Below are 21,870 nucleotides of genomic sequence, written 5' to 3'. Positions count from 1 at the left end.
TTATCATTAATATTGATTAAAAGGTGAGGTGATGACAATGAATGATCAACATGTGGAAGACTTAATAAACAAATATGGGTTTCAAGATTATAAGTGGATAGACTCTAAGGAAATAGTCGTCAAGCAATGGGTTCGTTTTAAATGTTTATTTATGTGTGATACTTATGGCACAAAAGCAGTGTGTCCGCCTAATATGCCCACAGTCCAAGAATGTGAAAAGTTTTTTTCTGAATACTCCAAAGCGGTAATTTTACGTATTCAAGTCCCAGCTTATCACGGAGATAAAGATTCTGAAGTATTCAGAGAAATTGATAAGAACTTAATAGAACTGGAAAAAGAAATATTTTATGCAGGTTATTATAAAGTCATGGCTTTTTTAGCAACTATCTGTTATCAATGTCAAGATTGTCCCAGGGAAATGACTGATTGTGTTTATAAACAGTGGTCTCGTCCTACACCAGAGGCTTTGGGAGTAGACGTGTTTGAAACAGTTAAAAAAGTTGGCTATCCAATAGAAGTGCTGTCAAATTATCAGCAGCAAATGAATAGATACGCTATCATAATGATTGAATGATGTGAGACGTTAAAATTTCGTTTAGGGGGGGTTATCCTTTGAAGCGAAAAGTAATCAACTGGAAGTGGGAGGACAGTGAAGCCCAAAAGTCGTTTATCGAATGGCAAGGTTTTCCCAGTGATGAAGACTCCCTTAAAGAAGTTGAAGAAGCCGAAGGTTTAACTGGAATTAGGCCAGGGGCAAAAATATTGGATTTGGGATGTGGTAACGGTAGACATGCCATCGAATTGGCAAAAAAAGGTTATTCCGTAGTAGGGATTGATGTTGCAGAGCTATACTTAGAAGAAGCGAGAAAACGCAGCCAAAAAGAAGGATTACAGATCGAATACAGATTGCAGAGAGGCTCAGAGCTCACTGAAACTGATGAATATGATATGATATTTGCATATAATCATACACTAGGTTTTATGAGCCCTGAAGAGTTGATGGATCATTTTGCTAAGATTTATAAGGCTCTAAAACCCCAAGGAGTTTTCTTTTTAAAGACTGCTGGTCCCCAGATAAAGCCTGATCAGACTACGGATCAAGAGAAAGACTGGGCAGAACAGGAAGATAAATTTATTATGAGCGAAAAATCCATAGTTGACGGATATCGCTATGAAAAGTGTATTGTGATAGACTTGACTAAAGAAGAAATCATTGAATATCGTGAAAAACAGAGAGCTTTTTCCTTTGAAGAAGTAAAAAATGTATTAACAGAAGCTGGTTTCTCCAAAATAGACAGTTACAAAGATTTACAGGGGAACCAAGCTAATAGAAATGAGTTTGGTGTGTATATTTGTAAGAAATAAGTTGCTAGCATATAGTTGATGTTAAATTAAGTCATGTAAAAAAAGCATGTAGTCATATAAAGCACAGATAAGGTGATTGATATGATAAAAGTTTTCTCTTCCATACGGAAAATATTGAGTAGCAAAAAATTTCTAATCCCTTTAGCGGTTATAATTATGTTAATAATTTTTGCTGCTATTAGAATTTGGACTTTTGGAGCACAGAATGAGCTGGTTGATGCAGATGCGGCGATTGTCTTAGGGGCAGCTGTATGGGATGGTCAACCCTCTCCTGTTTTTGAAGAGAGGTTAAATCACGCCATTTGGATTTACGAAAACGAATATGTAGACAAACTTATACTTACTGGAGGTAAAGCTGAAGATACGGACCGTGCTGAATCTCAAGTTGCAAAAGATTATGCTATAAAAAATCAAGTTCAAAAGGATGATATTCTGATTGAAACTAAATCAAGTATAACAGAAGAAAATTTTAAATATGCTCAAGAAATAGCTGCTGAACACGAGCTTGAATCTTTTATTGTAGTAAGTGATCCTCTGCATATGAGACGCGCTATTACTATTGCGGAAACAAAGGGAATGGATGTTTATCCTTCACCAACCCCGGGCTCTGCTTATGAAACATTGAGGAGTCAAGTACCCTTTCTGATACGGGAGGTAATATTTTATATAGGTTATATAATTTCTTTACCATACCGATAACTAGTTTTAAAGAGGTGATCACATGTCGACCAAACGCAAAGCTATTAGAGGTCTATTTGGAAGTATAGCGGTTTTTTTAATCGGTTTATATATTATACTGGGTACTGAGAATAATCTGGCTGTAGGTTATACATTTGCTGTTTTAGGTTTTCTCACAATTATTGGTTCTGTGGTCAACTATCGGAATAATGTTTAAAAGGGGCCAAATATTGAGGCCCCCTTTTTTTATTTGAAGTATTTGGTTTAATTCAGTAAAGCTTAATAAAAATTTAACTAAGGTTCAATAATTATTAACATGATCTTGATTAAACTTTCACTTTTTTCTCTTAATAATCAGCTCGATTGCTGAATCCCAGAGCTGACTTTTGAACTAATGTGTCGTCTTCCAGGACGCTAAACAGGTGATATCCTAAGTCTTCTCTATCTACAAGGATTTCCTCAAGAACTTCCACTGTACCGTAGTCCTGAATTTCATGAGCCCTGCCGATAGTTTTTCGCAGCATTTCTTGTAGTTTTAGTTCATTTTCTAAATCGTTTCGCAAGAAATCCCTCATCGAGTAGCGACCCTCTATCTCGTGCTTAATATAAGAAATTTGATGTTGGGTCTCAGGGTGAGCAGTTGGCACTACTCCCAGGCGGGCTACTCTTTCACCAATTTTATCGATGTGTTCCTGGGTCTTATGGATGTGTTCCTCCAATAAATGGTGAAGACTTAAAAAGGACTCAGCACCTTCTGTTAGCCAGTGATGTTTATTGTACTGATGCAATACTACTGTCAAAGCGCACTGATGGTCGTCTAACATTAAGCCCATTTCTTGTCTGGTATTAAAGGGTAGATTAATTCCACAGGCCAGATCTCGATAGGGCTTTTCTGTCCGTGGTTCTTGCCGGGTAATCATTGAGTGATTGCTTGAATGTCCTGGCATTGTGGTATCCATACCTGATGTCTGCAAGTTAAAGTTTCCATCGTGGTTGTCTTGAGGAACCCTATTGGACAGTTGAACTTTAGTATCTTCCAAAATATCCCTCCTCTCTTGTAGTAGTGTATTTAAATCCACTGATAGCTTTTGTAAAAAAATGATATAATATACTATGGTAGTTATAACCAATATTATAGCTTATAGCTGAAAGGGGATATTATATGAATCAACATTATAGTGTGGGGATTCTGATTTTTGATCAGGTGGAGGTTCTAGATTTTACTGGACCTTATGAGGTGTTTTCAGTCACTAGATTTAAAGGTCAATCCTATGATTCTGAAGATAGGACTCCATTTCAAGTGGATACTATTTCGGAAACAGGTGAGCAAGTAGAGTGTCGTCATGGTCTTAAAGTACAGCCCGACAGATCTTTTCAGACTAGTGGACAATATGACATATTAGTAATTCCGGGTGGATTAGGTGTGAGATGGCAAGTGAAAAATTCAAAATTATTAGACTGGATCAGAAAGCAAAATGAAGGGACAATGTTAACAACTTCTGTCTGCACTGGTTCAATACTACTTGCCGAAGCTGGACTTTTGAAGGGCAAAAAAGCAACAACTCATCATGAAAATTTAACAAAGCTAGCAAGCTCTTATCCAGAGGTTACTGTAGTACGAGATCAGAAAGTTGTGGATGAAGGTAATTTCATAACTTCTGCCGGGATTTCCGCTGGGATAAATATGGCTTTTCAAGTAGTTGAAAGGCTGTTTGGGGCTGAAATTTCTCAACAAACCCAGGAATTTATGGAATATAATCTTAAACAATAATTTTAATTTTGATATATCAATACCACCACTAGCACAATATCAGAGACATTTGCTTGTTGACATTTTGCTTATTTAAATATTGAGCCAAACAACACTGTAAGAAGACTTACTCCCAACCCGATGTAAAGAGGGTCTATTGTAGCCTGGGGCATGATTGCCCAAATAATAGTAATCAAAGGAGCCAGGAATAAAGCTACAAGGCCGGCCTTAGGATTAATATAATCTTTTAAAAAGATAGCTCCTAATAATGGGATACAGATAGTAGCACCTCTTAATCCCATAGATAAGAAGCTCCAGTTAAGAATCAATGATTGTAAATTTCCGGTAACAAACAAAAGAGTTAAAGTACTGAATAAAATAATAGCTGACCTGGTAAATAGTAACACTTTTTTCTGGGATGCAGAAGGATTAATTAATTTTTTGTATAGATCTTGGCTTAGCATTGTGCTAATACCCAGAATTAGACCTGCACCTGTTCCAATAATAGAAATTAACAGGGTGGCCAGGACAATTCCGCCTATCCAATCAGGAAGATAATTGATCACAAATAAAGGTAATGCACTTCTGGGCTCTATGGTGGGGTGAGAAACCCTCATAAAAAGACCTACCAACATAGCAAGTAAACCGATGGGCGGAATAATGATTCCTGAAATAACTGACCCTTTAATAGAAGTTGCGATATTTTTTCCTGAGAAGACTGCCTGTAAATAGGTTTGGGTAGATAAAACCCCCACAAACATGGAAAATCCTGCAGCCAAGTCGGTATTGATACCTCTATTAAATAAACTGTACCATTCTCTATTCATTTCTAATGGATGGAAATTTTCTGCAATTCCAACTGTGCCGCCAATATAATAAAAAGCAGCTAAACCGGCTGCTACTAGTGAAATATACAATAAAATTACTTTTAGCCTTCCAACTAGACCAGTTCCCCAAACTCCTCCGAAGATAACATATACGATTATTAAAAACACCGCAATTATTGCAGCTAACATGGAACTAATATTGACCATAGAAGTGATTAAAGCCACAGCTGCCAGGGTTTGTCCAACTACATTTAAAAATATTCCCATGGAGGAAAATGTACTGGCTATAGGTCTGGCCTTTTGTCCATAAAAGGAAGCCAAAAAGCCTGGAATTGTATCTACTTCTGCTTGTCTTAATGGTTTTGCTAAAAAAGTTCCCATAAAAATACAGGTCAATCCACCCCCTAGAGTAAACCACCAGGCACTAAAACCATCGGTGAAGGCTAGTTGAGCTGTTCCAATGGTAGCCGCTCCTCCTACTAAAGTTCCAACAATTGTACCAATTATTAAGGATGCACTTATTGATCTCCCTCCTACAGAAAAATCGCTGGCGCTGTTTACCCTAGAAGCAGAGTATATGCCAACTGCTGTAACTAAAATCAAAGTAAACAAAATACTAACTATATGAGTTATGGACAACATCTAGTGCTCCCCCTTTCATTCTTGTTATCAATATTTCAAAATTTAATTATCGATATATTTCAAACTTGCAATATATTTCAGTTACGTTATAATGGATTTAATCAATTAAATTATAACTAATAAAATAATAAACTAATGATTTCAATATTCTATCACAACTAAGCTCATTAGTCAGGGGGATTAGCATTGGGAAGTTATCAAAAGAATTTAAATGACAACCTAAATGATAGGGATAGCAACACTTTTGAAAGTTTAGCCAAGAGCTTACCCCTTTTGGCTAAAGTGATTGGTGGTTATGCCACTATTACTGACAAAAAAGGGGTCAGGCTGAAGGTTATTGATTCCAATGGGAAGCAGCTAGAGCACCTGGAAGACCTACAGTATGAGTTAGCCAGGGAAGCTGCTAAAAAAGGGGAAGCAGTCTACGGTAATAGCCAGCTAAAACATAATGCTGAAGCTTGGTGTCTACCAGTTGGCGATTATGTGCTCTGCTGCAGTAAGGCGGAAGTGGCAGAACGAAACAGGAATCTTGAAGAAGCTTTATTGGCATCTTTACCTTATATTGCAAAAGTAGCAGGGGGACAAGCCGTCCTCTTTGATGATGAAGGAAAAAGACTTAATGCAGTTAATTCCAAGGGAGATGTCAACAATCAATTACTTGGCAAAGTTAGTGAAGCCGCCAAGGAATGTATGAAAGCTCAAAAGCCTGTACTGGGGAAATCTACTTTTATCAGTGGTGCCAGTGCTGTTAGGATTCCCATTACTAAGGAAATTGGATTTGGATTTAATAATGAAGATACAGCTCTTAAAAATCAAAAGCTTTTAGAAGAAGTTAAAAAATATCAGACTGCTAAATACAATTTTACTGACATAATTGGTGAAAGTCAGCAGATGAGAAAAGCTAAAGAATTGGGAGAAGCTGCTGCCAGTTCCGATTCAAGTGTACTAATTTGCGGTGAGACAGGTACTGGTAAAGAATTATTTGCCCAATCAATTCACAATGCAAGCTATAGATGCAGTAAACCTTTTATAGCTATTAATTGTGCTGCACTTCCGCCATCATTGATCGAGAGTAATTTATTCGGTTATGTGGAAGGAGCTTTTACTGGCGCTAAAAAAGGTGGAGCTACTGGAGTTTTTGAAAAAGCTAATAATGGAACTTTATTTTTGGACGAAATTAGCGAAATGGACTTGGATCTACAGTCAAAATTATTGCGGGTATTACAAGAAAAAGAAGTCACTAGAATTGGTGGTCGCAAGGTAATTCCCTTAAACCTACGAATAATTGCAGCTACTAACAGGAACTTGGAAGACATGATTCAAAAGGGACAGTTTAGACGAGATTTATTTTTTAGATTAAATGTAATAGAAGTTAAATTACCACCATTAAGAGATATGAAAGAAGATATCCCCTTGCTTGTTAATGAAACAATTATTAAAATGAATTCGATTTTCGGTAAGGCCATTAAGGGTGTCGACAAAGAAGCGCTGGAAATGCTGATAAATTATGATTGGCCTGGAAATGTACGAGAATTATATAACTGTATAGAAAGAGCTTTTAATCTGATTGGTGATGATAATTACATTAGAAAAAAGCATTTAAACTTTAAATTTAATAATGGCAATGGTATTACAGCCCAGAATTACATGGAGGAAATAGAAGATACCGAAGGTAATCCAATTAATCTAGATAATGATACAGGACAAAGAAGTCTCGATGATATAGTTGCTAATTACGAAAAACAAGTAATTGAGGCAGTGTTGAAAGAAGTTAAAGGAATTAGGGCCAAAGCTGCCAAAAGATTAAATATAAGTCCGGCTACATTGTGGAGAAAAATGAAAAAGTTAAATATTGAGGGTTAATATAAATAAATTGGATCTTAACAAATGGAACTTATATGAAAGTATATCATACAAGAAATCTATTCACAGTTGACAGATTGAGAAGCATTTCAATATTGAAATATACATTTCAATATTGAAACAACACATGATTTAAAGCTGATATGACTGCTTTCTGTTAGCTACTACAATTTTTTTTGGGGCCTACATATTTCAAATTTGAAATATGTAGGCCTATTTTTATTTTGAAATACTGTATAAAAGGGGATGAGTATTGCAAAATATTTCAGAAAACTAAGGCCCTATGTAGACCTTTGTGTCAGTCTTTCACAAATAGTCATGAATGTTTAACTATCTATTTATTCTTAGATATAGAAATTTTGGCATAGAAGTTGCACAAACTATAGTACAGAAAATGTAAGGGAATGCAGAAAACCTAACAAAAAAATTACAATTTTGGAGGGATATTATATGAAAGTAGGATTTATCGGATTAGGTGTTATGGGAAAGAGGATGGCTCAGAATATATTAAAAAATGATTATTCTATGATAGTTTTTGATGTTGACGAAAATGTCGTACAAGAATTCGTAGATCAAGGTGCGGAGAAAGCTAGTTCACCAGCGGAAGCTGCTGCTACTGCAGACGTTGTTCTTACATCTCTTCCTAATGACAGTATCGTTAAAAAAGTTATCCTTGGCGAAAGTGGAGTTTTAGAAGGTGCTAAAGAAAACACTGTTTTAATTGATTTAAGCAGTATTCCGCCAAAAGCTATTCGAGAAGTTGCAGATCAAGCAACCAAACAAGGTGTAGAAGTTATCGATGCTCCTGTAAGTGGTGGGGCAGCTGGAGCAGAAAAAGGGACGCTGACAGTAATGGTAGGTGGAAAATCTGATGTAGTTGACCAAGCGCGACCGGTATTGAACTGTATCTGCAATAAAATATTCCATGTTGGAGATGTGGGTGCAGGAGATACCTTGAAGCTTGTTAACAATTTAATGTTAGGCGCTAATATGTTGATTGCTTCTGAAGCAATGGCTTTGGGTACAAAAGCCGGCTTGGATCCTGACGTGCTATTCGAAGTTATTAGTGAAAGTTCTGGTAGATCCTATGCTCTAGAGGCTAAATATCCCAAATTCATTTCTCAAGGCAATTTTGACCCTGGGTTCTCTATTGATCTGGAATACAAAGATTTAGAGTTAGCGATATCAACGGCTAAAGATATGAATATGCCCTTGATAATGGGTAATTTGACGCAACAGCTTTACGAAGCTGCCAGATGTGAAGGTCTAGGAGACAGAGATATCTCTGCCATGATTAATATGTACGAAAAATGGACTGGAACAAAAGTCAGAAAGGATGACGAGAAATAATGAGCAATTTAGTTGATCAGGTTAAATCTCAAATGCCACTAACTTTGGGTGAGCTAATTAATATAGCCCGAGAAAATAATAGCAGAGTAGTAGATGTGGTTTTGGCAGAAGCCGAGCTACAAACTAATAAATCTCAAGCTGAAATATTGGAAGACGCTTTAGGCGAATTTGAACACAACTTGAAGGCTGTAGAAATTGGATTAACTTCTGGGGAAAGCTTACTATTTGGTACAGTAGGTGATCAACTACTAGAAGCCGAGAAACAAGGAGCCAAGTTATTTGAAGATGATTTTATAAATGATATTCTGACAAATACTTTAGCTGCCCAGGTTGGTAATCACACTATCGGTGTGGAACCATGTGCCGGAACAGGTGATTCATGCCCTTATACGGGGATCATAAAAGCCATGAAAGATCATGGTTATGATATTAAACGCGTTCAGGAAGTTGCCTGCGTTCTTTTGAAGGTAGGTTCCATGTTCAGAGTTGGTAAAACCACAACGGGCTGTAATATGGAAGGCTTCGGTGCCGGTGCTGCTGCCAGCGCTGCCGCATTTGTAGAAATAAAAGGTGGAAATCCTGATGAAATGGAAAAAGCAATGGTACTAGCTTTATCGCCCACCATCGCAAACCCATGTACTCCGAGAGTAATGGTACCGGGACTTTGTGCAACTCATATTGGAGGAGCTGTACTCTTGGGTAATATGTCTGCAGGTTTGGCGATTAATACTAGCCTGGAAGTCAATGTGCCAGTGGACGTAATGATAGCTATGGCCAGTGAGGTTCATAAGATTTCTGCCAAACACGTAGTACCTTCTGTCATCAAATTTATGGAGCCATTCTTTAAGACCAAAGCTCCTGTTGAACAGTTAATAGATCAATCTATTAAAGATGAAGAAGAAACTAGAATAGAAGAAACTGGAAAAGAAGCTAAAGAAATAGCAAAAGGGTTGGCCAAAGGGGCAAAACCCATTACTGAAACTTTAGGAGAAGCAGTTGTGGGAGGAAGCAGTCAGGCAGTTGGCTCACCAACCAATGCTGGTAGAATAGCCCATTATTTAACCAATGGAAACATTAAAGGAGTGACTATTGAGCTATACCCTGAACTGTTTGCCAGAAGGGGTATCAATGTTCCAGGGATATTAATGGGAGCTGTATTTGGTGCTTCCACCTCCGATTATGAAATGTATCAAAATGTCATGAAGAAAATAGAGTCCATGGGTATTGAAGTTGAAGTTAAGCAAAATGAAGAAAGTCAGATACAGCGCGTTACTATAGAAACCGATGAAGGAAGCGCTATGGTAGATACCTTGAATCGTGGTGGTGGAAGATTAGTATTAAGAGATGCAACTCCTTCTTTGGACAAGGCCAAACAAATAGCGGAAGACTTGGGCATAGTTCTGGTGGATTAATAACATGACTAATTTAAACAATAAAATGATCAGGGAAAGAAGGTGAAACTTTCATGAATATCATTGAAAGATTAATAGCAGAAAAAGCTGGTAGAGATCATGTTGAAGTAGGGGAAGAAGTCTCTTGCTATGCAGACCTTGTAGTTGCCCACGATGTAACCGGACCATTAGCTGTAGAAAGATTTTACGATATAGGAACAGATAGACTATTTGATCCCAAGAAAGTAGCCTTTGTTATTGATCACAACATTCCGGCTTCATCTGTACAGTCACGTCAGCAGCATAAATCAGTGAAAGAATTCGCTAAAAAGACAGGAGCTAGATTATACGATCGAAGTGACGGTGTGATCCATCAGGTAATTTATGAACAGGGCCTCTATCAAAAAGGCCAACTGGTAGTTGGAGCCGATTCTCACACCTGCACAGCCGGTGCATCTGGGGCTTTATCTGTAGCTGTTGGTTCTACAGAACTGGCCGCTGTTATGGCTCTTGGAACCATCGATTTGGAAGTACCGGACACTTACCTGATTCAAATCGATGGAGAGTTACCTCAAGGAGTATACGCTAAAGATATCATTTTAACTATTCTAGGTAAGTTTGGGACTAATGGTTTTACTGATAAAGCTGTGATTTTTGGCGGTGGTGGTATAACGAATTTGAGTATAGATGAGAAAATGACTATTTCAAATATGGCTATTGAAATGGGAGCTATGATTGGATATGTGGATCAAGGGGAAGAAATTGGTTCTGTTAAGGAAAGCTATACAATAAAAGCTTCCGAATTAGAACCCGTGGCTGCTTGCCCTGCTTCTCCCGGAAATGTTAAGCCAATTTCACAAGTGGCCGGGACCGAAATTGACCAAGTAGTTATAGGTAGCTGTACTAACGGAAGGTTCAGTGATATGGAAATAGCTGCCAAAGTACTAGATGGGAAAAGAATTTCCGAAAATGTTGATATGATAGTGATTCCAGCTTCTGAAAAAGTGTTGGTTGAAATGGAAAAGAGAGAAATTACCGAAACACTTAGAAACGCAGGGGCAGTGATTACAAACCCTGGTTGTGGACCTTGTTATGGTGCTCATCAAGGTTTACTGGCACCTGGAGAGGTTGGTCTATCGACTACCAATAGAAATTTCCCCGGGAGGATGGGACATCCTGAAGCCGAAATTTATTTGGTCTCTCCTCGAACAGCAGTTGAGAGCGCTTTGACAGGAAAAATCACATTATCAAAGGAGCGGTTAAATGAATAAGACAAGAGAGACAAGGAAAGAGTTTTCGCCGATGCAAGATGAAAGGTTTAGAGGAAAAGCTTTTGTATTGGGGGATAATATAGATACAGATCAAATTTTACCAGGATACGCCATGTCAGCACCAAAGGAACAGCTGAGACACTACGTTTTAAAAGGTAGTTCAATACCTGATTTTTCGGAGCGAGTACAGCAGGGTGACATTATCATAGGTGGAGACAATTTTGGTTGTGGTTCTAGCAGGGAGCAAGCTCCTATAGCTTTAAAAGATGCGGGTGTTTCAGCAATTATTGCTAAATCTTTTGCCAGGATTTTTAGAAGGAATGCAATAAATATCGGTCTTCCTGTATTATATGGTGATGTGGTGGAAGAAATAGAAACAGGGGATGAAGTGCAATTAAAAATATATCAGTATAAGTTGGAAAATATCACAAAAGATAAAACTTTCCAACTAGAGGAGCTATCACAAGTCACCATGGAAACACTGGAAGCCGGTGGACTGATCAACAAAGTCAAAATGATATTAAATATAAGAGGTGATATGAATGAGTAGTGAAAGGCCAAATACTAAGCGAATTATTCGTGAAGATATTGACAGAATAAGAGCTTATGAAAAGGCTTTTGATGTGGATATGCCCTATATTGGCGAGGACGGAGAAATTAAAAACTTGCCAGACCCATTTCCTAGAGAAGTTAATGGAGTAGTTAGAAGCGGTTACCGCTTAACAGAACTAGGGAGACAGGCTGAAAAAGAGAAAATGCCAGTTATGAACCCAATTTTAGGCAGGAATACAGCTGAAGAAACCTTCAAAGAATCCAAGATTATGTACGACAAAGCTGAAGAACTAGGCGTTCAAATGTTTCATTTCGTTCACTCTGAGGCCACTCGGCATATAGATCCTTTAGATGGAATAGAGTTGGTTGAACAGTCACGTGGTAAAGGTGGAATTACACCTAAAGGTGAAAGAGAGTATGTTCAAATGGGTGGTGGAAGTGTCCATCCCATGAGGATAAATGCAACTGGGGACACTCCTCATATTTCGATTTTGAATTCATTGATGGCAGGTTTTGATGGAACAGATATTGGACCAGTTATTCACGTTCATTTCGGAGGCCGAGGAATTCATGACTACAAGACTAAGGTGACTAACAGTTACAAAGCAATTCAAATTTGTGCAGAAAATAATATCTTTGTTCAATTGGATTCACACAAGCATGTAAATAATATTTTAGGTACTGACGGAATGGCCCTGGCCATGTGTTTATTATCCGAAGGTTTGGCAGTTAAAGCTGGGTTGGATAGAGCTTTAAGTGCTATTCAGATGAACGTAGGTGGTATCAACCTGTTAGCTGATATAGCAGTAATGAAAGCATTTAAAGAGACGACCTGGAGTGAGTTTATTATCGTTGTACCTGAAACGTTCCAGGATCCACCAGCAGATTTTAGGGCAGAGCAGGCTCACTTTGCTAGAATGGCAGTCAGTGCCAAATTGGGAGAAGCTAACTTTTACAGGCCTAAAGCAGCAGAATCAGTAGGTATTCCAACAGGCGAATCAATGTCAAAGGCCATTTGGGCATCTCAGAATGTCTTTGAGAGCATGTATCAAACTGAGATAAATGATCCCTTTATCGAGAAGAGAAAAGAAGAAATCCAAACAGAAGCCATGGCAGTACTATCAGCAGCTCTCAAAATGGATAGAATGTTATCGCCTGAAGAAATCACCGAAGAATTTTGGCAACAGTTTGATTCAGAAGAGCTGATAGATCTTATTGTCACTGCTGGAAAGAGCGGAGTTCTAGATACACCAAGAGCAGGTGGATGGGATCTACAGAGATACGTAAAAACTCATAGGGATCAGGATGGAATACGCAGATATATTCCGGGTTGTACACCTCAAGGTGTAGATGAGCAGTATATGCCGATAGCGAAAGAAGATGTAGAACCACCTAAAGAAACTGAAGTCATCCACGATGAAAAAATAGTCCTTGCTACAGTAGGCGCGGATGCCCATGTAATTGGTATAAACAAGGTTAAAGAAGCATGTGAAGAAGCCGGTTACGAAGTTATTTTCTTAAGAGGAATGAACTTACCAGAGGCGGTAGCCGAAGTTGCTGCCGAAACCCAAGCGAAATTGGTGGGAGTCAGTAATTTACTTGGTCTAGGTGGCTCATTGTATCCGCGAGTTGATCAAAGGCTAAGAGAACTTGGTTTAAGAGATGAAGTTCACTTGATGGCCGGAGGCCGAATAGCGGAAAAAGAAGAGGAACACAAAGAGTACGAAGAAAGAATCGAAAAAGAAGGTCCTGGCTTTTTAGGTGTAGATGTTTTCTTTGGACCTGGTAGTTCTTATGAAGAGATTGTAGATTGGATTAATACAAAACTCGGCAATAAATAAGAAAAGAGATAAGGAACTGTTAAGTTATTAAATTCCTTCCGGTAACTATTTATCAATCGTTTCAAAGGCCGGAACTAAGGAGGGGTTAGTGTGGATCAGGAAAAAGTCCCAACAACTATTATGAGAGGCGGCACGAGTAAAGCCATTTTTCTTAAGGATAAAGATCTTCCGACAAATCAGGAAGAAAGAGATAATTTGATTCTAAGAATTTTTGGAAGCCCCGATCCAAGGCAAATTGATGGCCTTGGGGGGGCAGACCCTCTAACAAGTAAACTTGCAATTATTGGACCACCCACTAGAGAAGATGCTGATATTGATTATACTTTTGGGCAAGTTTCATATACTGCTGCCAAAATTGATTATTCCGGTAATTGCGGGAATGTATCCTCAGCTGTAGGACCGTTTGCAATAGATAAAGGTTATGTCCAAGCTGAAGAACCATATACTACTGTGAGAGTTCATAACACAAATACTAACAAGATTTTGATTGAGAAAGTACCTGTTGTAGATGGCTTATCCAAAGTAATTGGTGATTATCAAATTGATGGTGTTCCTGGGCAAGGTGCTCCAATATCTATAGACTTTTCCGATACTGCCGGTGCAAAAACAGGTGAATTACTTCCTACAGGCGAGGAAGTGAACAAAATTTCGACTGAATCTTGTGGAGAGATTGAGGCATCTTTAGTTGATGCTGGTAACCCCATGGTTTTTGTTAGAGCTGAGGACTTGGGTTTACGAGGAAATGAAACCCCCGAAGAAATTGACAATAATGAAGAAGCTTTAAAAACCCTTGAAGAAATAAGGGGAAAAGCAGCTGTAATGATGGGAATTGAAACTGATTGGAAACAAGCTGAACAAAATAATCCGGCTTTTCCAATGGTAGCTTTTGTATCACCAGCTTCAGATTCACAACAGGAAAGTGGCATAGATTTCAATTCCCGTTTGATGTTTATGCAGGTTATGCACAAAACTTATGCTGGTACTGGCACCATCTGTACGGGTTCAGCAGCTATGATTAAAGGCACCATTGTTAATCAGGTTATGAGTTCCAAAAAAGACCAAGATGAAGCAACTATTAAGATCGGACATCCAGCAGGATTTATTGAAATTGAAGTCCGGGTCGATGAGGATGAACAAAATGGAAATTGGATATTGAACAAAGCTGCTATTAATCGGACAGCTCGAAGAATTATGGATGGGAACTGTTATATACCAAAAGAAGGCTAGGTGAGTTTCATCATGAGTGTATTTGATTACCTGGTAATTGATATTGGAAGTACTTTTTTAAAACAAAGGCTTTTTAAGGACAGTTCATTAGTGGCAACAACTCAACTTCCAACTACCTTAAAAGATGTATACCAGGGTTATCAGTCAGGAAAGCAAAAACTGCAAAATGACCTAGCTGTCGATGAAATTGATCCCAAAAACTTTTTAGCCACCAGTAGTGCAGCCGGAGGACTGAGGATGGTAGCCATGGGATACATGTCCAGAGTAACTGCCAAGGCCAGTAAGGAAGTGGCAATGAATGCAGGTGCGAAGATTTTGGAAGTCATCTCCCATGAAGACACGCCTGAGTACCGGCTGGAAATCCTAAAGGAAATTAATCCTGACATTATTTTACTGGCTGGTGGGACCGATTCTGGTGATGAAACATCTTTGATTGAAAATGCTGAGATAATTGTGGAAAGTGATGTAAACAGTCTTGTTATTATAGCCGGAAATATCAAAGCACAAAAAAAGGCCGCCCAGATCCTTGAAGATGGTGGAGTGAACTACACTCGAGTCAGTAATATTATGCCTACTATTCATGAACTCAAGGTTACAGAAGCAAGAGATGCCATTCACAGGGAATTTATTAAACAGATTACTGAAGCCAAAGGCTCTGATCAACTAGTTAAAGAGTTAAGTACCTCTCAGATTGTCCCTACTCCAGGTGCGGTACTTTTAGGGGCCGAGCTCTTAGCCAAAGGTACTTACAAGGACGAAGGACTCGGAGGTGTGGTAGTGGTTGACCTGGGCGGCGCCACTACTGATGTTCACTCCATTTTACCCGAATTAGAAGAATTAGAGGATGAAGAAAAAGGCTTGGTAGTCAGTAATGAAAAACAAGAAGCATATCGAACTGTTGAAGGTAACTTAGGATTAAGGGTTAGTGCCCTGGGAGTAATAGAAACAATGCATCCCAAAAATATTTTATCAAAAAGCAACTTAGATCCTAATGAGTATGAAGAGGGATTCAGAAACTATTGCAACTATATTGAGGAAAACACAAATCACGTAGCTACCAACGAACAAGAGGAATTATTTGACTCGTTGTTGGCAGAAACAGCGGTAGAAGTAGCTTTAAAAAGACACGCTGGATATATATCTAAAGAGGCAGACCCAGTTATGGGCATAGTCCCCGGAACGCCAATAGGCAGGGATTTAAGAAAGGTTAAAAAAGTAATAGCCGTCGGTGGGTATTTCTCCCACAGATCCCCGGAACAAGGTGAGGAAATTATAAATAATGTCATTCAAAATCCTGGGATTTCTCTACTACCTACTGAACCAGAAATCATAATTGATGAAAAGTACCTGCTGTTTGCAGCCGGAGTTATTAGTAGAGTCGATGAAGATTACGCCTTTCAGATATTGAAACAGGCATATCAATTGTAACACTGACAAATATCAATAATTAAATGCAAAACGAGGAGGTTATGTTATGAACAATACAACTAAATTAAAAGAATTAATTAATAAAAACGAAATTTTAATGGCACCAGGAGCTCATGATGCGCTAACAGCTCGAGTTATCGAACAAGCAGGCTTTAATGCTGTATATATGACAGGTTATGGACAAGCCGCAAGTGTCCTGGGAAAGCCCGATGTAGGATTGTTAACTATGACGGAAATGCTTGATAGAGCAAATAAAATTGTCAATGCCGTGAATGTGCCAGTAATTGCTGATGCTGATACCGGGTTTGGTAATGCCATCAATGTAATCCGAACTGTAGAGGAATACGAGAAGGCCGGAGTTGCGGCCATTCAGTTAGAAGACCAAGTCATGCCCAAAAAGTGCGGCCATATGGTGGGGAGACAAATTGTTTCTCAAGATGAAATGGTAGGGAAAATAGAAGCTGCCATCTCCGCTAGGAAAAATAAAGATTTTCAGATAATAGCCAGAACTGATGCCAGAACAACTTATGGATTAGAAGAAGCTTTAAAAAGAGCAGATGCTTATGTTAAAGCCGGGGCAGATATAATTTTCTTGGAATCCCCGGAGAGCATGGATGAGATGCAGACTATTAATGAAAAAGTTGAAGCACCTACCCTGGCTAATATGGTAGAAGGTGGAAGAACACCAACATTGAAAGCAGATAAACTTGAAGAACTAGGCTTTAACTTGGTTATTTATCCAACAGCTTCAACCTATGTAACAGCAAAGGCCATGTCCGAACTAATGAGTACTTTGAAAACAGAAGGTTCCACAGAATCTTTTGAAAGTGAAATGTTACTTTTTGAACAATTTAACGAATTAATTGGACTTAAAGAGATCAAAGACTTAGAAGGAAAATTTGTCAGAGGCCAGTAAAATCACCTGAATATGAGGAGGGAAAAGCCAATGATATTATCCGAGTTTGATTATTTAGCTCCCAAGTCACTGTCAGAAGCTCTTAATATACTAGATAAAGCTGACAATGAGCCATGTCTTTTGGCAGGTGGCACAGATGTGATGATTCACTTAAAGGAAGAAGAAATAAAGCCTCAACAAGTGATTAATTTAAAGCAAATTCCCGAGCTTAATTTTATTAAAGAAGAAAACGGTTATATTAAGATCGGTGCCATGACTACTTTTAGTACAATTGAAAAATCAAATCTAATTCAAGATAGAGCCAAAGCACTAGCAAAGGCTTGTGGAGAAGTGGGGTCACCGCAAATCAGAAATACAGGCACTGTTGGCGGAAATATAGTTAATGCTTCTCCCGCTGCTGATTCTGTGCCAGCACTTATGGCTTTAGATGCCAAGGTGGTTTTGGCTAACAAAGAAGGTGAAAGAGAATTAGCTTTAGATGAGTTTTTATGCGGTATTAATCAAACTGTGATAAAGCCCAATGAAATACTCACTCACATTTATTTTAAGACACCTAAGATTGATAGCATTAGTGAATTTGAAAAGCTAGGTCGTCGTAAGGCCTTGGCTATAGCCAGATTAAGTGTAGGTTTTTACGCTGAAGTTGAACCTGAGAACAAAGTTTTACAGGATGTAAGGATTTCACTGGGAGCAGTAGCTAAAAATCCTTTTAGAGCAGTGGAAGCGGAAGAATATTTAAAAGGTAAAAAGTTAAATGAAGATGTTATCACTGAAACAGTAGAGAAAATTTCTGAAATAGCTGCAGTAACTTTAGGTAACAGATCTTCAGCTCCTTTTAAACGAGAAAGTATCAAAGGAGTTGCTAAAAAAGCTTTAATTAAGGCCATGGATTCGGCAGACAAAATTTAAGGAGGGGCAGAGAATGAATAAAACAGTGAAGATCTCCTTTGAATTAAATGGGAAACAGGTAGATGTAGAGACTAAACCCAATAAACGCTTATTGGACCTGTTAAGAGACGACTTTAACTTGACAGGAGTAAAAGAAGGCTGTGGTGAAGGCGAGTGTGGTGTTTGCACCGTGATCATGGATGGCGAAATAGTGAACTCCTGTATGGTACTAGCACCTCAAGCCGAGGGTTCTAAAATAACAACAATAGAAGGGGTATCAAATGGGGAGAATGAGTTGGATGTCATACAAGAAGCTTTTATTGAACAAGGGGCAGTACAGTGTGGCTTTTGTATCCCAGGCATGATTCTATCAACCAAGACTCTACTGGATAAGAATGATACTCCCTCAGAAGAGGAAATTAAGACGTCAATATCTGGTAATCTCTGTAGATGTACTGGATATACCAAAATAGTTGATGGAGTTAAGCAAGCGGCTAAGTATAGAAGGGAGGGCAAAGGCAATGGATAAGATCAGACAAATTGGATCTGATGCCGTCAAACGAGATGCATTGGATAAAGTTACAGGACAAGCCCTTTTTGGTAATGATATCAAAATGGAAGGGATGCTTTACGGTAAAGTACTCCGAAGTCATGTCCCTCATGCCAATGTAAAAAGTATTAATACTCAAAAAGCCAGGGAAATGCCAGGGGTAAAAGCGATTCTTACTCATGAAGATATTCCCGGAGAAAATGGTGTAGGTATTATATTTAAAGATGAACCCGTCCTAGTAGAAGATAAAATTCGAAGAAATCAAGACGCTCTTTGTTTGATAGCAGCTGAAAGCCCTGAAATAGCAGAAGCTGCTGCCCGTAATGTAGAGGTAGAGCTTGAAGAAATTACACCGGTATCAGATGTTAAAGATGCTATGGATGAAAAGGCACCGAAAGTCCATGGTGATTCAAATGTGGCTATAACGAAAAACCTAATTAAAAACGATGTGGACAAGGCCTTTGAAGAATGTGATGTAATTGTAGAAAATAACTACACTACTCAACAAGTAGCTCACGCCTTTATCGAACCTCAAGTAACTGTAGCTCATTATAATGAAGGAATTATGAAATTTTGGGCTGCTTCACAAAATATTCACTTTGATAGAGGTGAGGTCAGCCGAGTATTAGGCTTACCTCAAAACAAAGTTAGGGGAATTCAGGCCGTAACTGGTGCAGGTTTTGGTGGAAAATTGGACATTGCAGGTCAGTGTCATGCTTCTCTTCTCAGTTACTATACCGGAAGGCCTGTTAAAATAGTGCACACTTTTGAAGAGACGATGCATACTTCTTCCAAGCGTCATCCCTATCTTATGAAATATAAAACTGGTGCAACCAAAGATGGCAAGATCGTAGCTTTAGATGCCGAAATCCTCTTGGATACTGGTGCTTATGCATCCTACGGACCGGGTGTTCTTACAAGAGGGATAGTACACGCTACTGGTCCTTATGAAGTCCCCAATGTTCGTATAAAAGGGCATCTAGTCTATACCAACAATCCTATGGCAGGAGCTATGCGTGGATTTGGAGTTCCGCAAGTTGCAGTAGCCCATGAAAGTCAAATGGATATACTGGCAGAAAAACTTAATATGAACCCCTTCGATATCAGATTGAAGAATGCTCTTAGAAAAGGTTCCAAAACTGCTACGAATCAGGTATTAGAACACAGTGTGGGAATTGCAGAAACGATAGAGCAAGCACGAGATAAAGCCGAAGAAATTTTTGGAGATGAAGGGAGGAACAATTAATGAAACAAAAAGGTATAGGTATTGGTTGCATGTGGTATGGAATAGGTAATACCGGTCTTCCCAATCCAGCTTCAGCCTTTGTAGAAGTGCATTCCGATTGTTCAGCAACCGTGCTTACTGGTTGTGCCGATATTGGACAAGGTTCTGATACTACCATGGCTCAGATAGTAGCTGAAACTTTAGGTTTAAATTTTGAAAACATTTTTGTAACTTCAGCAGACACAGGAGTGACACCAGAGAGTGGAGCAACATCAGCCAGTAGGCAGACATATATTTCTGGAAATGCTTGCAAAAAGGCTGCTGAAATGGCTCGTGATACTTTATTAGAAGTCGCCTCTCAGTTGCTAAATACAGAAAAAGATAAAATTAATTTGGAATCAGGGCAGGCCATTGATACTTCTACTAAGAATAGTGTTAAAATAACTGAAATCATGGCCGAGTGTAAAAAACAAGGAATTTTGGTCATTGGAAGTGGTTCCTTCAACCCAGAGACAGTACCTTTGGATCCTGAAACAATGGAAGGTAGTCCTTATGCGACTTATGCTTTTGCTACTCATGTGGCAGAAGTAGAAGTTAATACAGAAACAGGTGAATTAGAGATCAACAGGGTTATTGCTGCCCACGATGTTGGTAAGGCAGTCAATCCCAAGCAGGTGGAAAGTCAAATTGAAGGGGGGTGCGTAATGGGGGCGAGTTTTGCCGCCCTTGAAGAACTAAAGGTAAAGGATTGTAAGATTCAAAACCCAAATTATTCGGACTATTTAATTTCAACTACTAAGGATGTACCTGAAATTTATCCCTTGATCGTAGAGGATCCAGAACCAACTGGGCCCTATGGGGCGAAGGGAGTCGGTGAACCAGCCTTGATACCCACAGCACCGGCCGTATTAAATGGAATTTATAATGCAACAGGTTTAAGGCTTAAAGAATTACCGATAACTCAAGAAAAAATTATTGAGAAAAAAATTGAAGAGGGAGGTAATTAATTTGACTGAAGAAACTCAACAACAAAGTTTTTTACAGCGGAAAAATATTGAGATTTCGCTTAGACGTTACGGAATTGAAGTTTTAGGTTTCATGGCACAAGGTCTATTCGCATCCCTAATCATCGGTGTAATCCTTAATGAAATTGGTGTTCAGTTAGGAATAACTTTTTTATCAGAAACTGTTTGGCCTATAGCTAATGAAATGACCGGACCTGCCATTGGTGCTGCAGTCGCCTTTGGATTAAAGGCTCCCCCATTAGTAGTCTTTGCCTCGACCATAACAGGTTACGCTGGTGCTGATCTTGGTGGTCCGGCAGGTGCACTAATAGCAGCTGTATTAGGAGCCGAGTTTGGAAAAATTGTCTCTAAAGAAACTAAAGTAGATATTGTTGTTACTCCTGCTGTAACTATACTAGTGGGTGTATTAGCCGGTAGTTTAGTTGGACCTGGAGTAGATGCTTTGATGAGAGGTCTTGGAGTAATCATCATGGAAGCAACTGAAATGCAGCCTGTTCCCATGGGTATTATTGTAGCAGTAGTTATTGGATTGACTTTGACTTTCCCAATTAGTAGTGTAGCCTTGACCATAATGCTGGACTTGGAAGGACTGGCAGCTGGAGCGGCTGCTGTGGGATGTGCTTCACAAATGATTGGCTTTGCAGTAGCAAGTTATAAGGAAAATGGTGTTGGAGGACTGATTGCGCAAGGTCTAGGAACTTCAATGCTTCAAATTCCTAATGTAGTTAGTAAACCGAAATTATTAATACCTCCAACATTAACGGCAGCGATATTGGGACCTATGGTAACAGCAGTGTTCCCCATGTATAACTTAGCTATGGGAGCAGGTATGGGTACCTCAGGTTTAGTAGGACAATTTGGAGCTATTGCAGCTATGGAAGGAGCAGGTATGGGTGGAGCCGCTATGTACATTCAAATACTAGTATTCCACTTTGTTGCACCAGCTGTTTTAGCTTATGCCATTTCACAATTCATGAGGAAAAAAGGACACATTCAGGATGGCGACCTAAAGCTTCCTGAATAAACTAAAAAACTTCCTAGGCAAGTACAATGAACTAATAAAATGCAATTTTTAAGAACA

At 38.9% G+C, this 21,870-nt stretch carries 20 protein-coding genes and 1 pseudogene; 19 read left to right on the top strand and 2 right to left on the bottom strand.

From position 1 onward, the window contains the following. Positions 1-37 precede the first annotated feature (37 nt). The 4 genes from NTHER_RS11020 (at position 38) to NTHER_RS15955 (ending at position 2,260) form a co-directional block, all read left to right on the top strand. Positions 38-574 carry a DUF2284 domain-containing protein gene (locus tag NTHER_RS11020; protein ID WP_012448589.1) on the top strand — a complete coding sequence of 179 codons (537 nt, stop codon included), beginning with the start codon at positions 38-40 and terminating at the stop codon, positions 572-574. Between the two features lie 38 nt (positions 575-612). Beyond that, positions 613-1,365 carry a class I SAM-dependent methyltransferase gene (locus NTHER_RS11015; protein WP_012448588.1) on the top strand — a complete coding sequence of 251 codons (753 nt, stop codon included), beginning with the start codon at positions 613-615 and terminating at the stop codon, positions 1,363-1,365. Between the two features lie 156 nt (positions 1,366-1,521). Next, positions 1,522-2,064, top strand: a complete 543-nt coding sequence (locus NTHER_RS11010; RefSeq protein WP_202943849.1) for a YdcF family protein — start codon at positions 1,522-1,524, stop codon at positions 2,062-2,064. Positions 2,065-2,086: 22 nt separating this feature from the next. Beyond that, positions 2,087-2,260 (top strand): hypothetical protein, encoded by a 174-nt coding sequence (locus tag NTHER_RS15955; protein ID WP_012448586.1) that lies wholly within the window; start codon positions 2,087-2,089, stop codon positions 2,258-2,260. Between the two features lie 130 nt (positions 2,261-2,390). On the opposite strand, the gene NTHER_RS11005 is transcribed toward NTHER_RS15955, so the two are convergent. Further along, on the bottom strand, positions 2,391-3,083 hold the full coding sequence (locus tag NTHER_RS11005) for a Dps family protein (protein ID WP_012448585.1): 693 nt from the start codon (positions 3,081-3,083) through the stop codon (positions 2,391-2,393). A gap of 122 nt (positions 3,084-3,205) precedes the next feature. Between NTHER_RS11005 and NTHER_RS11000 the strand changes: the two genes are divergently transcribed. Continuing rightward, complete coding sequence (locus NTHER_RS11000; protein WP_012448584.1) at positions 3,206-3,814, top strand: DJ-1/PfpI family protein; 609 nt, start codon at positions 3,206-3,208, stop codon at positions 3,812-3,814. Between the two features lie 68 nt (positions 3,815-3,882). Here NTHER_RS11000 and NTHER_RS10995 read toward each other — a convergent pair whose 3' ends face one another. After that, positions 3,883-5,262, bottom strand: coding sequence for a sodium:solute symporter family protein (locus NTHER_RS10995; protein WP_012448583.1), 1,380 nt, complete (start codon positions 5,260-5,262; stop codon positions 3,883-3,885). A gap of 186 nt (positions 5,263-5,448) precedes the next feature. Here NTHER_RS10995 and NTHER_RS10990 point away from each other — a divergent pair, with 186 nt between their 5' ends. The 14 genes and pseudogenes from NTHER_RS10990 to NTHER_RS10925 all read left to right on the top strand — a co-directional run bounded on the left by NTHER_RS10990 (position 5,449) and on the right by NTHER_RS10925 (position 21,813). Continuing rightward, on the top strand, positions 5,449-7,125 hold the full coding sequence (locus NTHER_RS10990; protein WP_012448582.1) for a sigma-54 interaction domain-containing protein: 1,677 nt from the start codon (positions 5,449-5,451) through the stop codon (positions 7,123-7,125). 402 nt (positions 7,126-7,527) lie between these two features. Further along, positions 7,528-8,475 (top strand): annotated as a pseudogene (locus tag NTHER_RS16535) (NAD(P)-dependent oxidoreductase); the annotation flags it as partial. Further along, positions 8,475-9,887 carry a hypothetical protein gene (locus NTHER_RS10980; protein WP_012448580.1) on the top strand — a complete coding sequence of 471 codons (1,413 nt, stop codon included), beginning with the start codon at positions 8,475-8,477 and terminating at the stop codon, positions 9,885-9,887. The pseudogene NTHER_RS16535 and the gene NTHER_RS10980, both read left to right, overlap by 1 nt. 53 nt (positions 9,888-9,940) lie before the next feature. Beyond that, a complete protein-coding gene (locus NTHER_RS10975; RefSeq protein WP_012448579.1) occupies positions 9,941-11,137 on the top strand; it encodes a 3-isopropylmalate dehydratase large subunit in 1,197 nt (398 codons plus the stop codon). Next, positions 11,130-11,687, top strand: coding sequence for a LeuD/DmdB family oxidoreductase small subunit (locus NTHER_RS10970; protein WP_012448578.1), 558 nt, complete (start codon positions 11,130-11,132; stop codon positions 11,685-11,687). The genes NTHER_RS10975 and NTHER_RS10970 overlap by 8 nt, the downstream gene beginning before the upstream one ends. Further along, complete coding sequence (locus NTHER_RS10965) at positions 11,680-13,530, top strand: cobalamin-dependent protein (protein ID WP_012448577.1); 1,851 nt, start codon at positions 11,680-11,682, stop codon at positions 13,528-13,530. Before NTHER_RS10970 ends, NTHER_RS10965 begins: the two co-directional genes overlap by 8 nt. Positions 13,531-13,620: 90 nt before the next feature. After that, positions 13,621-14,757: a 2-methylaconitate cis-trans isomerase PrpF family protein gene (locus tag NTHER_RS10960; protein WP_012448576.1), complete on the top strand. Its 1,137-nt coding sequence runs from the start codon at positions 13,621-13,623 to the stop codon at positions 14,755-14,757. A gap of 12 nt (positions 14,758-14,769) precedes the next feature. Further along, the gene (locus NTHER_RS10955) at positions 14,770-16,185 is read left to right on the top strand and encodes a glutamate mutase L (RefSeq protein WP_012448575.1); all 1,416 of its coding nucleotides are present in this window, start codon (positions 14,770-14,772) and stop codon (positions 16,183-16,185) included. A gap of 46 nt (positions 16,186-16,231) precedes the next feature. Then, complete coding sequence (locus NTHER_RS10950) at positions 16,232-17,101, top strand: isocitrate lyase/PEP mutase family protein (RefSeq protein ID WP_012448574.1); 870 nt, start codon at positions 16,232-16,234, stop codon at positions 17,099-17,101. 30 nt (positions 17,102-17,131) lie between these two features. Next, the gene (locus NTHER_RS10945; protein ID WP_012448573.1) at positions 17,132-18,010 is read left to right on the top strand and encodes an FAD binding domain-containing protein; all 879 of its coding nucleotides are present in this window, start codon (positions 17,132-17,134) and stop codon (positions 18,008-18,010) included. A 13-nt stretch (positions 18,011-18,023) separates the two neighbouring features. Continuing rightward, complete coding sequence (locus tag NTHER_RS15795; RefSeq protein ID WP_012448572.1) at positions 18,024-18,518, top strand: (2Fe-2S)-binding protein; 495 nt, start codon at positions 18,024-18,026, stop codon at positions 18,516-18,518. Next, positions 18,511-19,785, top strand: coding sequence for a xanthine dehydrogenase family protein molybdopterin-binding subunit (locus NTHER_RS16395; protein WP_012448571.1), 1,275 nt, complete (start codon positions 18,511-18,513; stop codon positions 19,783-19,785). Before NTHER_RS15795 ends, NTHER_RS16395 begins: the two co-directional genes overlap by 8 nt. Beyond that, positions 19,785-20,771, top strand: coding sequence for a xanthine dehydrogenase family protein molybdopterin-binding subunit (locus tag NTHER_RS16390; protein ID WP_012448570.1), 987 nt, complete (start codon positions 19,785-19,787; stop codon positions 20,769-20,771). The genes NTHER_RS16395 and NTHER_RS16390 overlap by 1 nt, the downstream gene beginning before the upstream one ends. A gap of 1 nt (position 20,772) precedes the next feature. Continuing rightward, positions 20,773-21,813 (top strand): PTS sugar transporter subunit IIC, encoded by a 1,041-nt coding sequence (locus tag NTHER_RS10925; RefSeq protein ID WP_012448569.1) that lies wholly within the window; start codon positions 20,773-20,775, stop codon positions 21,811-21,813. The last annotated feature ends 57 nt before the right edge of the window (positions 21,814-21,870 follow it).

The sequence above is a fragment of the Natranaerobius thermophilus JW/NM-WN-LF genome, assembly GCF_000020005.1.
In the GTDB taxonomy this organism is placed as follows: Bacteria; Bacillota; Natranaerobiia; order Natranaerobiales; family Natranaerobiaceae; genus Natranaerobius; species Natranaerobius thermophilus.
The sequence above is the reverse complement of the archived record's forward strand: the minus strand, read 5'-3'. Positions and strand labels throughout refer to the sequence as shown.

Bases quoted from the DNA above. Each gene is read 5' to 3' on its own strand.
- NTHER_RS11020 (WP_012448589.1), top strand. From the start codon at position 38: ATGAATGATCAACATGTGGAAGACTTAATAAACAAATATGGGTTTCAA.
- NTHER_RS11010 (WP_202943849.1), top strand. From the start codon at position 1,522: ATGTTAATAATTTTTGCTGCTATTAGAATTTGGACTTTTGGAGCACAG.
- NTHER_RS15955 (WP_012448586.1), top strand. From the start codon at position 2,087: ATGTCGACCAAACGCAAAGCTATTAGAGGTCTATTTGGAAGTATAGCG.
- NTHER_RS11000 (WP_012448584.1), top strand. From the start codon at position 3,206: ATGAATCAACATTATAGTGTGGGGATTCTGATTTTTGATCAGGTGGAG.
- NTHER_RS10995 (WP_012448583.1), bottom strand. From the start codon at position 5,262: ATGTTGTCCATAACTCATATAGTTAGTATTTTGTTTACTTTGATTTTA.
- NTHER_RS10980 (WP_012448580.1), top strand. From the start codon at position 8,475: ATGAGCAATTTAGTTGATCAGGTTAAATCTCAAATGCCACTAACTTTG.
- NTHER_RS10975 (WP_012448579.1), top strand. From the start codon at position 9,941: ATGAATATCATTGAAAGATTAATAGCAGAAAAAGCTGGTAGAGATCAT.
- NTHER_RS10970 (WP_012448578.1), top strand. From the start codon at position 11,130: ATGAATAAGACAAGAGAGACAAGGAAAGAGTTTTCGCCGATGCAAGAT.
- NTHER_RS10965 (WP_012448577.1), top strand. From the start codon at position 11,680: ATGAGTAGTGAAAGGCCAAATACTAAGCGAATTATTCGTGAAGATATT.
- NTHER_RS10955 (WP_012448575.1), top strand. From the start codon at position 14,770: ATGAGTGTATTTGATTACCTGGTAATTGATATTGGAAGTACTTTTTTA.
- NTHER_RS10950 (WP_012448574.1), top strand. From the start codon at position 16,232: ATGAACAATACAACTAAATTAAAAGAATTAATTAATAAAAACGAAATT.
- NTHER_RS10945 (WP_012448573.1), top strand. From the start codon at position 17,132: ATGATATTATCCGAGTTTGATTATTTAGCTCCCAAGTCACTGTCAGAA.
- NTHER_RS15795 (WP_012448572.1), top strand. From the start codon at position 18,024: ATGAATAAAACAGTGAAGATCTCCTTTGAATTAAATGGGAAACAGGTA.
- NTHER_RS16395 (WP_012448571.1), top strand. From the start codon at position 18,511: ATGGATAAGATCAGACAAATTGGATCTGATGCCGTCAAACGAGATGCA.
- NTHER_RS16390 (WP_012448570.1), top strand. From the start codon at position 19,785: ATGAAACAAAAAGGTATAGGTATTGGTTGCATGTGGTATGGAATAGGT.